Consider the following 12,699-nt stretch of genomic DNA (forward strand, 5'->3'; position numbering starts at 1 on the left):
AGTACTCGATTAAATCTTTAACTATGTTTTGATAGTGTCGAAACATTTTTTAAGATAGATCGTTACTAGATTCGCTTCAAGAAAACTACCGCAGAAGAAAAATTTCAGTCAATATAGATTTTGAAATCTCGAAAGTTATAAACATTCCTTCTTTTTGATATCGAATTGTTAATGTTATGTCAATATTAATCGGAATGATATTGATAACAAGAGAAAACAATCACTTAACATGTTAATCTCAGTTAACATGTTAATAACAAATGAGAGATTAAAAATCAGTTATCTTTCCATTGGTATCAACATGAGATTGATAGTTTCGTGTTGTTTCTTTTGTATATCCTACTAGCATTGAAACATTTTCAATGCTAGTTTATTAATTAACATACTTCTATACAATCCGTTGCAATAGGCTAATGCTCAACTAATATAGATCTTGAAGTTTTGATAGGCACAAATATTTTTGATAAGCGTCCGCTTGTTAACGTTATGTTAATGTTAATTCATAGATACTAGCATTTAGGTTGGTGCGATTCAGTTGACATGTTAATCTCGTTTGATATGTCAATGTCAAATATGGGTAAGATGTATTGGTTTTCTGTTGATATCAACATGAGATGGATAATTATATGATTGTTTTATAGTCCTTGGTCTAAATTTTTAAAAAGTAGGAATAATTAATTTTAGACAAAGTGTAAAGTTATGATAATTGTTTACAAGGAATTGATTATGGTTAACAAGAATGCACTTAATAGTGCAATTAATTGGTTAGTAGGTTATATATACTGTATCAAAAAAATTCAGCAGAGAAACATTAGTGAACCGTTAATAACGGGTATCCTTATAGCTTGGTAAATATAGATTGCTAAAATAGTATCTGATTCTGAAGAAGTTCTCGCTTCAAAAGGTCCAAAAGGAGTTAAATAGTGATATGCCCATGTATAATTATAGTGTGGGGTTTAATAATATTTAGAAGATTATTTGATTAAATAAAGAATATTATAATTAACCTCTAGATTAAATTTATAATTTTTAGTATATTTTTATTATAAAATGTAAATTTTTTTATTTTCTAGTGATTACATGAAGCCCTTCGGGTTACGGATTAAATTACACGTTTGTGTGGTATTTAACCTCCGTATTCCAAAGGGCTTTTTTATTTGATTAAGGGAAAAGGTGAGATGTGATGTCAATTGAAAAGTTAGCAACAAGTAGAATATTAAGACCAGTGAGAAGCATGAATAAGGGGAGTAATGAGAGATGGTTTGAATATTATAGAACAACATGCCCTATATGTGGTAAGCAAGGATGGTGCATGGTTAATGATTCTGAAACCAAAATAATATGTGGACGAATTTCATCAGAAACAGTATTCGGGGAAGCAGGCTATTTACATATAGTAGCTGAAGAGCAAAAAAGGGGATATGACTTTTCTCAAGATCAGATGATTAAAGAACATAGGAAGAAAAGTGATTACACCCTTGATATTATTTACACTTTATTCCTAGAATCTTTAGACGTGCGAGATGAACATATTAAAATGTTAAGAGGATCAGAACGTAGGATTACAAGAGAAGTAATAAATATTAGAAATTACAAAAGTTTTCCTATTAAACCTTGGGATACTACAAAAGAGCTAATAAAAAAAGTAGGAGGGAAAACAAGCTATATTGTTGGAATTCCAGGATTTTATGCAAAAGAAACGAAGGATGGAAGATATTTCACGTGTGCAGGAAGGAGAGATTCTTTATTAATACCGCAGGGAAATATATATAATCAGATATGCGGTTTTCAATGTAGAATTGATGACCCTGAATATATGACAGTTGTAAAAAATCATAAATCAAGCTTTAAGGCAGAAGTTATTGAGCAACCCAATACTATAGAGGTGACCTATAAAATCAATGGGAAGATAGAGTCTATATTTAAAGGTAAAGTCGATGTTAAAGAATGGTATGAAATTAATTATGAGGGTGAAAAATTAGGTGAAGTACAATTAAAGTTAGAAAGTAAATATATTTGGATCAGCTCAGGTGGGAGATTTCATGGAACAGGAGTTGGGAACCCGTTGCCAATACATGTAGCAGTACCTAGTCGAGAGCTGAAAAATTGGGAACGTGGAGAATTAATAAAAAAGGATAATATATGGATTTCAGAAGGGAGTCTAAAGTCTGATATTGCTGCAGAAAACTTAGACGAGCTACTAACAAATGAGGAAAAATTAATGTATGGTACCACAGTCGTATCAATACCTGGGGTTAAAGTATGGAGAATATTAATTGAACCATTAAAAAAAATGGGAGTTAAACAGGCAACTTTCGCTTTAGATATGGATATGATTACAAATTCAGATGTTCAGTGGTCGTTATTAGAATGTGCGCAAGCGCTTTATCAAGAAGGGATAAGTGTTAATTATGCAAGTTGGGATATTAATCTTGGAAAGGGGCTAGATGATTTACTGTTAAACGATTATATTCCAGCAATAGAGAAAGTGAGATAAACGCTATTGTTCAAAGAGGAAACTAACTTGTCAATGAAAGGATTGCATTATTAAGTTTTGAATGAATATTAAAAAATAGAAATTCTTTTTGATATTTAAGTAAAGTATTAAAGTAGATTTATATAAAAATATGTAACACCACTATAAGAAGATAATGAGGAAATAGATATCTTTAAGTTTTAAGATTTTTCTAATAATTAATTTTACATTTTTTGTAATCATATATATTATATATAGAGGAATTTTGGAATAAATCTAATGGGGAAGTTTCGTATCTATGTAGTATCAATAGTAGTCTTTAATTGCTAAATTCTATTCATTTATACGAGGTGAATCAAATGGGGAGAAAAGTTGATAGGAAGAAATCACAAGAACAGTTTTTATATGAAAGAAAAAAACAGTTAGAAATAATGGAAAGTATCAGCAGCATCTGTAAAGGATGCGATATATATAATGAGTTAAAAAAGACGAAATCACATAAAGAAGTTGCTAATACATGTGCAAAGGATTGTAATTTAATAAACAGTTTACAAGAAGAGACAAAAATATTTTTAGAAACACTTCGCTAAAAAACAGAAAGGAGGAATATGTATGAATCAATCATATAGCAGTTTAAATCGAGACGAATCACTAACAAGAACTATAACTTTAGGTACTACTGCAAGAAGTATTGGGCCGCTGGTTAAACCTGAGGATGAAAATTTTGAAGTTAAGGAGATTTGGAATTATAAAGTACTGTCAAAGCAAGAGAGTTTAAATTTATTTCGAAGGTACAAACATGGTGAAAAGGATCTACGTGAATATTTGTTCCATGTAAATATAGGCCTAGTACTATCTATTGCAAGAAAATATAAAAAGAAGCACCCACAAATAGAATTTGATGATTTGGTTCAAGAAGGTAATGAGGGAATGTTGCGAGCAATTGAGGATTTTGATCCTGATTTAGGTTATTGTTTTTCTACATACGCTTACTGTTGGATAAAAAAGAGTATGTTAGGGTTTATATGTAAAAAAAAATCTGGGCCTTTTAAAATCCCTAACTATGTGAATCAAGTTAATGTGAAATATGTTGAAATCGAAGATAAATATTTACAAATGCACAACAGAATCCCTACAGTTGAAGAGGTAGTAAAAGAGTTAGATGTAACTAGAGAAAAGGTAGTTCGACACAACGTATATTATAATCGGGTTACTACTATGACTTTAGATATAGATACAATAAATGAAGATATAGGTATACTGAACTCATTCTGTAATGATAATTCAGCAATTCCCTCCACAAATGAGATGATAATGGAGGACTTGAATTACGAGATATGGATAATATTTGATGAAGTATTAAATCCGAAGCAAAAGATGGTACTAAATCTATGTTTTGGTCTACTAGATGGTAAAATTCATTTGCATAAAGAAATTGCAAAAGCACTTATGATTACAACTGAAAGGGTATCACAATTAAAAGATGAAGCGATTAATAGATTGAAGAAATGCGACTATAAAGATGAAATTTTTAATCTATTACATGAAAAGTTGAAAGTAATGGATGAACTTAATATGGCGTGAAATTATATATTCGTATTTATCAGAATATACAGTGTAACGAGCGTATTGTATTTTTTAATATCTATTTCACAAAATTTTGCCCCTCGAGTAACGTGAATTACAAAATTGTTATTTAATTTTGTAATAATACGAGACTATGAGGTTTTTTTGTATCTAAAAGGTGGAAACAAAGTGATGTATTAAGGGTATAACATGTAATATAACCTTAATACATGTAAAATAAAAAAGAAGGATAAATGGGTGCTACCTGTTTATCCTTCTTTTTATATATCATGCTTAAAAAAATAATATTATCTTTTTTTCCTTAGTTTTTCTAAAGAAATATCTCATGATTAATTATGAAGGATAAATAATTTAATTACTCTCATTTATGAGGTACCAATAGAAAGGAGGCCATTGTTGTTATATGCAAAATAATAGAAAAAGAAACGTAATTAAAGAAAGGATTAGACAAGAAAAAGAACGACGGGAACGATTACTAGCAGAGGAAGAAGAACAATATGGGGATTTCCATGAGGATCAAGTAAGTGAGCAATTTCAGCAAGAGCATTTAGAACAACCACTGAAACAAAGCGAAGAAAGTGTAAATTTATGTACACCTAAAAATGAGGTTTCAAATAATAATCCGGCTCTTGATTGGATTACAACAATTCAAAAACAGTCAGGCACTTCTGAAAGTGAATTTAAAATAGAAGAAGCACGTAGAAAAGCGAAAGAAAAAGCAAGGAAACAGGCAGAAGCAGAAGCGCGACGGAAAGCAGAGGAAGAAGCAAGGAAACAGGCAGAAGTGGAAGCACGACGGAAAGCAGAGGAAGAAGCAAGGAAACAGGCAGAAGTGGAAGCACGACGGAAAGTAGAGGAAGAAGCAAGGAAACAAGCAGAAGTGGAAGTGCGACGGAAAGCAGAGGAAGAAGCAAGGAAACGTGAAGAAGCGGAAGCGCGTAGAAAGGCGGAAGAAGAAGCAAGGAAACAGGCTGAAGCACGACGGAAAGAAGAAGAGAAAAAACTTGAAGAAGTAAGAAAAAGAAGATTAGAGGAAGAAAAGAGAATAGAAGAAGTACAAAAGAGACAAAAAATAGTTGTGGTTAAAAGAGAACCAGAAAGTGATGAAATTAATTTAAATAAGAAAAGAAATCTAGCAAATGAAACTAGATTTAAACAAGAAGAGGAAGTAGTAATCGATAAAAAAGGAATTTTAAATAATATGAAAAAATATAAGTACGCTATTATAGGAATCGCATCGATTGTTTTATTAATATTAGCAGGTTTTGCCTTTAGCAATTTGAAGAATTCACAGGCTGCATCTGCAAATAATGTAAATAGTTTAGAAGTTAACGCGAATCTAATAAATGGATTAAGGTTATCTGCAGTTCAAAAATATCAAGATGCTGCCTCGGAATTTGATAAAGTGGATTATAAAAAAATAGGAAAAGAAGATAAAAAGGCAGTTTTATTTACTTATCTTTTAAGCGGTAAAGCACAAAAGGCTATTGACTTAGAGCAAGATTTTGCAGAATCAGTAGTTTCATATTATATAGCTGTAGATAATTTGAAAAAAGTAAAAGAACTCAAAACAAAAAATCCACTAATTCATTTTGAAATTGCAGCATTAGATGACAGAAGAGAAGGAATTATTGTTAATAGTTATTTGAAATTAAATAAATCTGAGGAAGCTAAAAAGTTTGCTCAAAAGGTTGGAAATAAAGATTTACTTGAAAAAATTAATAATTCTGCGCCTAATAGCTCTGCTACCTCTGTAGCAACTATTAGTGCAGGTTAAGTAATGGGGAGGAATTGATTGTGCCATTAGATTATTCGGAAATTTTTAAGAAAGTTTTACTTGCTACTACTGCTACTACCCTAAGTGTTGGGGTAGTTTCAGGCTGCTCGCTGTTTTCTTCGGAAAAAAAGAGCACCAAAACAGCATCAGTATCTAAAAAGAAAAAAGATACTGAAAAAGAAAAGAAGAAAGATGAAAGTAAGGATGAAACAACTGAGAATTTAAATACTAATGATTTTGATGAAATCATTGATAATGCAAAACGTAGCTCAGATCAAAATTTATCTGGAATCATTGAAAATAACAAAACCAAAAAGAAATTTGATGATTTAACGGATTCAATTGCGACCGCGGCTATAAATTCAGATAGAAATCTAGCATCAGTTATTGACAGTGATAAATCAAATAATCGTTTTTCAGATTTAAATACTTCAATAGCATCCGCAACAAACAATCCTTCTGTCTCGGATAATAAGGACAGTAAGAACTTTGTATTTGGTGGCGATCTAAATATCAATGATGGAGTTGCTAGTGCAAATAATTCAATACCCCCAATTAATAATGATAAAAAGCCATCAGCTTCTGGAGACTCTAGTGGCGGAGGAGATACAAAACCGCCAACAAGCGGCGATGGTAATAATGGCGGAGGAGATACAAAACCATCAACAAGCGGCGATGGTAATAATGGCGGAGGAGATACAAAACCATCAACAGGCGGCGATGGTAATAATGGCGGAGGAGATACAAAACCACCAACAGGCGGCGATGGTAAAGATGGTGGAGGAGGTACAAAACCACCAACAGGCGGTGATGGTAACGATGGTGGCACAACAAAACCAGAGAAACCTGAAAAAGATACAGTGGCACCAGTAATTACAGTAAAACAAGGTGTGAAAGTATATGTCGGTGATGGTCTAAGTGCAGACGATTTAGTAGAAGTAAAAGATAATAAAGATCCAAATCCAGTAGTGACAGTAGGTGCGTATGATACAAGTAAGGCAGGGGAAATTCAAGTAACAGTAACAGCAACAGATGCATCAGGAAATAGCTTAAGTACAACAGTAACCGTTAACGTAGTAGAAAAAGAAGAGGAAAAAGATGCAGAAGCACCAATAATCACAGCGAAGCAAGGTGTGACAGTGCATGTAGGAGATAGTCTAAATGCAGGAGATTTAGTAGAAGTAAGTGATAATAAAGATCCAAATCCAGTTGTAACAGTGGGAGATTACGATACAAGTAGGGCGGGAGAAATTCAAGTAACAGTAACGGCAACAGATGCATCAGGAAATAGTTCAAGTACAACAGTAATCGTTAACGTAGTAGAAAAAGAAGAGGAAAAAGATACAGAAGCACCGGTAATTACAGCAAAACAAGGTGTAACTGTACATGTAGGAGATAGCTTAAATGTAGGAGATTTAGTAGAAGTAACAGATAATAAAGATCCAAACCCAGTAGTAACAGTAGGAGCGTATGATACAAGTAAGCCAGGTACAATATCAGTTCAAGTAACGGCAACTGATAATGGGGGTAACAGCTCAACTGCACCGGTAACCGTTAACGTAGTAGAAAAAGAAGAAGAGAAGGATACGGAAGCACCAGTAATAACAGTGAAACATGGTGTAACCGTACATGTGGGAGATAAATTAAGTCCAGGAAGTTTAGTGAGTGTAAAAGATAATAAAGATCCAAGTCCAGTAGTAATAGTAGGGACATGTGATACAAGTAAGCCAGGTACGATATCAGTTCAAGTAACAGCAACTGATAAGGCAGGTAACAGCTCAACGGCGAAAGTTAACGTGGTAGTTCTTGAGAAAGAAAAACCAGAACAAAAACCAGAACAGAAAACTGCAGGAACAATTTCTAAAGAGCAAGGTAATGGTTTACTTGTATCAAATTCTAATGGTGTAGCTAAATAAAATTTTAGCATAACGACAAAAAATTAAATGTACCCTATCGAATGGTTTATAGCGTAGAATTATCTTGTTATAAAATTAATGAATTTAATATTCAGAATATTGTTGTTTTTGTGGATGGAATTTGCTAAAATTAAGTATACCTTTTTAAATTTCAATTTTTTATATCTATAACTACTATAGCCCTTTCGGGGTTTCGATTTTCTAAGATAGTTTAAGTATTTTAACTTTACTTTCTCTGAAAATATAACTCTGAAAAGGGCCTTTTTGCGTTTTTTGGAGAACATTACATTGTGAAAGGATGAAGATTAAGAGATTGTTTTTATTGTTAGGCTTTTTAGCTATGATGTTTGTTTTTTATAACACCTTTATAAAAAACAAACATCAAACAAATGCTTTAACTCCAATCAAAGTAGAAGATTTGAAATATAAAATTCAATACGATTGTTTGTTTGAAGTTGAATTATCACAAAATGTGATTAATAACCTAGGAGGGCAATTCAAATTAATATTTAATGATATTGATAAGAACGGCCACTTAACCATTTTTCAAAATAAAAAAGAACTAGAAATATTTTTAGGAAATCATGTAACTATTGCAGAATTAGCTGATGGATTTACATAAGACTATTTTAGTATAAATAAGAATTACAAAGTTACTTATGAAAGTAAACCAAGTCAATTTAATTATGAAAAACCAAGAACTGTTAAAAAAATAAAAAAAGGATTGTTTTTGGTAAAATAAAACGACTTAATTCTGGAATTTAAATATGTACCAGAAATAGATGGATTTCGAATTTCTGAGATTACATATTTAAAATAAAAAATTATTGGGAGGGAGTTATTATGTTATTACAAATTAGAACTGTTATTGCTGATGCATTAAGAATAGATGAAGAAGTGAATGGCTTTTTGAAGTATTGTGCTAATTACGGGAAAGTAGTTAAAGAAATAACACCAAGCGGGTTCATGGAACGTGAACAAGGCCAACCGCTTTTGGTTATGGTAATAGAATATGAAGAAAAAAATGACTGCGGTTATGAAAAAGACTAGGATTGATTCCCTGTCTTTTTTATTTTCTAAGAAGTGTGGATATATCGACTATGAAAATTATAAAAAAGTGGCCGTCTTTAATTAAAAAGAATATGAGAATTCTTGGTTAGAAATGAATTTCGGTTTGGCGTAGCCAAAAGGTTTTGCTTTTTATTTTGTCTCCAATATAATCAGTCTTATAAATTATAAAGGATGGTATATCAATGAAATTAGATAGTAATAACCATTCAGTATTCTCGTTGTATTATCACTTTGTGTTGGTCGTGAAATACAGAAGAGATGTGTTTGATGATATGTCAGACTATGCAAAAGATATGTTTGTTCGACTATTTGAAAGCTATAACATGACATTAGTTGAATGGAATCATGATGTAGACCATGTTCATATTTTGTTCCAGGCGCACCCTAATACAGAAATGACAAAATTTATTAATGCTTATAAAAGTGCAAGTTCTCGACTAATCAAGAGAGACTTTCCAAAATTAAGAAAGAAACTTTGGAAAGAGATGTTTTGGTCAAGAAGTTTTTGCTTGCTAACTACTGGTGGTTCGCCAATAGACGTAGTAAAAACATATATTGAAAATCAAAGTGAAAAGTGAGGTGAAATGATATGACAAAGCAGAATAAAGCATATAAATTCCGTTTGTATCCAACAGAAGACCAAGCACATCTTATGCGTAAAACCTTCGGTTGTGTACGTTTCGTGTATAACAGAATGTTAGCTGAACGGAAAGAAACGTATGAAAAACATAAAGATGATAAGGATCAACTAAAGAAACAAAAGCTTCCCACTCCTGCAAAATACAAAGCAGAATTTGAGTGGTTAAAAGAAGTTGATTCATTAGCTTTGGCAAATGCTCAACTAAACTTGCAAACTGCCTATAAGAATTTCTTTAGTGGTCAAAATGACTTCCCAACATTCAAAAGCAAAAAAGACAGAAAGTCTTATACAACGAATGTAGTGAACGGAAATATTATGTTGCTTAACGGTCATATCAAATTGCCAAAACTGAAAATGGTACGTATCAAACAGCATCGAGGAATACCACAAGGCCATATAATCAAGTCATGTACGATTTCTATGACACCTACTGGTAAATACTATGTGTCCATTTTGACTGAATACGAAAAAGAGATCGTACAAAAAGAAGTAGAAACAGTTGTTGGATTAGACTTTGCGATGGATCAATTATACGTCAGTTCTGAGGATGAGAGAGCCAATTATCCTAAGTTCTATCGTGAAATGTTAGACCAATTAGCAAAGGCACAACGAGTATTATCAAGAAGAACAAAAGGTTCTATTCGTTGGAATAAACAACGTATCCGTGTAGCTACGTTACATGAAAAAGTAGCGAACCAACGTAAGAACTTCCTTCATCATAAGTCTAAAGAGTTAGCTCGGCTGTCTTAGGACGAATTCGTTAGCTATCAAAAGTAACGACTAACCGAGAAGCCCCCACTTCAAACAGTCCGTTAGGACGTTAAGTGGCGGGTAGTTCACAATCCAAAATATAAACTATGTCAATCAAGTTAAGATATTATAAATATCCCATAAAGAAAATTATTTTCATGATGATCCTTTTAGAGTAATTATCAATTTTTAAACTGATGTATATAGGAGATCACTCCATATACATCAGTTTAAAAACATAAAACACTTTATTTATCAAGTTAATTTAATTTGCATCCGCATAGGAGGGAATGGGGATTCTAAACACTTATTTGAATATTAATCACTTCAATCGTATTCCTTCGAATGCATTTATTACCAAGTCATGCACATAGGATTCATCCAACTTTTCACCTGTTACTAGCAAACGATAGAAAATTGGTCCGTAGATGAGATCGATGCTTAAGTCAACATCGAGATTTTCTTTTAATTCGCCTCTTTTAATTCCCTTCTCCAGAAGTTGCTTTGCTTGCAGTCGACGTGGTTGGAAATAGCGAGTACGATATTCCTCTGCTAGTTTCGAATCAAATTGCCCTTCGCCAATTAACTCAGTAATAATAGTGCCTTCTCGACTTATTAAAAAACTGGCTAAACTTGTGGCGTGTGTTAAGATATCATTCAATGCTGAACCTGTATCAGGTACAGGCAATCTGGCAGCAGCAGCAAAAAGAAAACCATCCATTACCACAGCAGCCTTATTTGGCCACCATTTATAAATCGTAGCTTTGCTAACTTTAGCACGGTCTGCAATTTTATCAACTGTGACTGCTTTAAAGCCACTTTCCAGTAATAACTCATAGGATGCAGAAAGGATAGCCTTTTGGGTTTCGATATTACGTGGTCGACCTCTTTTACCTTGCACATTAATCATTCCTTTCAAGAACATAAACTATACGTTTAGTATACTTAATATGAACGGATAATAAAATAGCCTATTTACAAAACTGAACGTTTAGTATATATTTTAGGTAATTAATAAACTGAACGTTTAGTTTATTAATTACCTAGCAACTTATAATGGTAAGGTCTTTAAACAGGTTTCCAAATCCACAAAGTGAATTACTAAAAAAATTTAGAAAAGGGGAATAAAAAAGTGGGGAAATTGGATCTTTTGAAAGAAGAACAGAAAGTAGTTCAGGCTCAATTTAGAATAATGGTAGTGCTGTAGTTCTTGCCAAGGCGATTCAGTAATTTTGAAATAAAAGTATGGGAGGAAATAGATATGTCTAATTTTAAAAATAAAGCAATCAATAAGGAGATTTCATCGGGTTTAATCATTCTTCTAGCAACTGCATGTGGTATTATTGTGGCTAATCTTTATTATGCTCAGCCTTTAATTGGGGTAATTAGTCATGCAATTGGGCTTTCTAATAGTAGCACTGGATTAATTGTAACACTAACTCAGATTGGATATGTTGTTGGCTTACTATTTCTTGTACCTTTAGGGGATATTGTTGAGAATAGAAAATTGATAATTATATTGTTAATTCTAAGTGCAGTTGCTCTAACTGCCACAGTTTTTGTAAAGAGCGCAATCTTGTTGTTAGTAGCTTCATTCTTTATCGGATTGGGGTCGGTTGCAGCGCAAGTGCTCGTACCTTTTGTATCATACCTTTCATCGGAAGATGCACGCGGTCGTGTAGTTGGTAATGTCATGAGTGGCCTGTTATTAGGTATTATGCTTGCGCGTCCGATATCTAGTCTAGTAGCTGATATCTGGGGATGGAATGCAATATTTGCTTTATCTGCTACTGTAATCATTGTTTTGGCGTTTGTATTATCGAAAGTACTCCCTACTAGGAAACCAACGGAAAAAACAAATTATACTATCTTACTTAGTTCAATGTGGCAACTACTACGAACTACTCCAATTTTACGCCGTCGCGCAATTTATCATGCTTGTGTATTTGGGGCTTTCAGCTTATTCTGGACCACTGTTCCATTATTATTGTCTAGTCCTGCTTTTCATTTTTCTCAGACTGCCATAGCATTATATGCACTTGTCGGAATTACAGGTGCAATAGCCGCTCCAATAGGTGGTCGTCTAGCTGATTTTGGCTGGACACGACCCGCCACTGGGATAGCTCTCACTGTTGTTATTATTTCTTTATTATTACCACTTATTATTCAAGGTAGTTCGCCCATCGGAATAACTGTTTTAGTAATTGCTGCAATTCTGTTGGACATGGGAGTATCTGCAAACCTTGTGCTTAGTCAACGTTTAATTTTCTCATTGGATCCAGAAATTCGTAGTCGACTAAACGGGCTATTTATGGCTATTTTCTTTTTAGGAGGTGCTGTTGGTTCCTCTCTTGGAGGATGGGCATATGCCTTAGGTGGTTGGAGCCTAACATTATGGATAGGAATCGCTTTTCCGATCATAGCCCTTCTTTATTTTTCTACAGAGAAATAGTTTTATAATTGAATTTTAGCAGTCCGCATT

At 33.0% G+C, this 12,699-nt stretch carries 9 protein-coding genes and 2 pseudogenes; 10 read left to right on the forward strand and 1 reads right to left on the reverse strand.

All coding sequences use genetic code 11. The features are described 5' to 3' along the window. The first annotated feature begins 1,183 nt into the window (after positions 1 to 1,183). From DPQ31_RS27620 to DPQ31_RS27660, 9 genes and pseudogenes are all read left to right on the forward strand, one after another. The gene (locus tag DPQ31_RS27620) at positions 1,184 to 2,497 is read left to right on the forward strand and encodes a DUF3854 domain-containing protein (protein WP_208731294.1); all 1,314 of its coding nucleotides are present in this window, start codon (positions 1,184 to 1,186) and stop codon (positions 2,495 to 2,497) included. A 338-nt stretch (positions 2,498 to 2,835) separates the two neighbouring features. Next, on the forward strand, positions 2,836 to 3,066 hold the full coding sequence (locus DPQ31_RS27625) for a hypothetical protein (protein WP_208731295.1): 231 nt from the start codon (positions 2,836 to 2,838) through the stop codon (positions 3,064 to 3,066). A 22-nt stretch (positions 3,067 to 3,088) separates the two neighbouring features. Next, positions 3,089 to 4,060: a sigma-70 family RNA polymerase sigma factor gene (locus DPQ31_RS27630; protein ID WP_208731296.1), complete on the forward strand. Its 972-nt coding sequence runs from the start codon at positions 3,089 to 3,091 to the stop codon at positions 4,058 to 4,060. A gap of 406 nt (positions 4,061 to 4,466) precedes the next feature. Then, complete coding sequence (locus DPQ31_RS27635) at positions 4,467 to 5,840, forward strand: hypothetical protein (RefSeq protein ID WP_208731297.1); 1,374 nt, start codon at positions 4,467 to 4,469, stop codon at positions 5,838 to 5,840. A gap of 20 nt (positions 5,841 to 5,860) precedes the next feature. Continuing rightward, positions 5,861 to 7,756, forward strand: coding sequence for an adhesin (locus tag DPQ31_RS27640; protein WP_208731298.1), 1,896 nt, complete (start codon positions 5,861 to 5,863; stop codon positions 7,754 to 7,756). Between the two features lie 298 nt (positions 7,757 to 8,054). Next, a pseudogene (locus tag DPQ31_RS29745) lies at positions 8,055 to 8,576 on the forward strand (peptide ABC transporter ATP-binding protein). A 23-nt stretch (positions 8,577 to 8,599) separates the two neighbouring features. Further along, the gene (locus DPQ31_RS27650) at positions 8,600 to 8,806 is read left to right on the forward strand and encodes a hypothetical protein (protein ID WP_061530031.1); all 207 of its coding nucleotides are present in this window, start codon (positions 8,600 to 8,602) and stop codon (positions 8,804 to 8,806) included. A gap of 203 nt (positions 8,807 to 9,009) precedes the next feature. Further along, positions 9,010 to 9,405 carry an IS200/IS605 family transposase gene (gene tnpA / locus DPQ31_RS27655; RefSeq protein ID WP_208731300.1) on the forward strand — a complete coding sequence of 132 codons (396 nt, stop codon included), beginning with the start codon at positions 9,010 to 9,012 and terminating at the stop codon, positions 9,403 to 9,405. Positions 9,406 to 9,416: 11 nt separating this feature from the next. Further along, positions 9,417 to 10,205 (forward strand): annotated as a pseudogene (locus DPQ31_RS27660) (RNA-guided endonuclease TnpB family protein); the annotation flags it as partial. A gap of 334 nt (positions 10,206 to 10,539) precedes the next feature. Here DPQ31_RS27660 and DPQ31_RS27665 read toward each other — a convergent pair. Next, positions 10,540 to 11,127 carry a TetR/AcrR family transcriptional regulator gene (locus DPQ31_RS27665; protein ID WP_208731301.1) on the reverse strand — a complete coding sequence of 196 codons (588 nt, stop codon included), beginning with the start codon at positions 11,125 to 11,127 and terminating at the stop codon, positions 10,540 to 10,542. A gap of 351 nt (positions 11,128 to 11,478) precedes the next feature. Here DPQ31_RS27665 and DPQ31_RS27670 point away from each other — a divergent pair, with 351 nt between their 5' ends. Further along, the gene (locus DPQ31_RS27670; protein ID WP_208731302.1) at positions 11,479 to 12,669 is read left to right on the forward strand and encodes an MFS transporter; all 1,191 of its coding nucleotides are present in this window, start codon (positions 11,479 to 11,481) and stop codon (positions 12,667 to 12,669) included. Positions 12,670 to 12,699: the final 30 nt, after the last annotated feature.

This window comes from Bacillus sp. COPE52 (genome assembly GCF_003355115.1).
In the GTDB taxonomy this organism is placed as follows: domain Bacteria; phylum Bacillota; class Bacilli; order Bacillales; family Bacillaceae_G; genus Bacillus_A; species Bacillus_A toyonensis.

Coding starts and splice junctions, on each gene's coding strand:
- DPQ31_RS27625 (WP_208731295.1), top strand. CDS start 2,836: ATGGGGAGAAAAGTTGATAGGAAGAAATCACAAGAACAGTTTTTATAT.
- DPQ31_RS27630 (WP_208731296.1), top strand. CDS start 3,089: ATGAATCAATCATATAGCAGTTTAAATCGAGACGAATCACTAACAAGA.
- DPQ31_RS27665 (WP_208731301.1), bottom strand. CDS start 11,127: ATGATTAATGTGCAAGGTAAAAGAGGTCGACCACGTAATATCGAAACC.
- DPQ31_RS27670 (WP_208731302.1), top strand. CDS start 11,479: ATGTCTAATTTTAAAAATAAAGCAATCAATAAGGAGATTTCATCGGGT.
- DPQ31_RS27650 (WP_061530031.1), top strand. CDS start 8,600: ATGTTATTACAAATTAGAACTGTTATTGCTGATGCATTAAGAATAGAT.
- DPQ31_RS27635 (WP_208731297.1), top strand. CDS start 4,467: ATGCAAAATAATAGAAAAAGAAACGTAATTAAAGAAAGGATTAGACAA.
- DPQ31_RS27620 (WP_208731294.1), top strand. CDS start 1,184: ATGTCAATTGAAAAGTTAGCAACAAGTAGAATATTAAGACCAGTGAGA.
- tnpA (WP_208731300.1), top strand. CDS start 9,010: ATGAAATTAGATAGTAATAACCATTCAGTATTCTCGTTGTATTATCAC.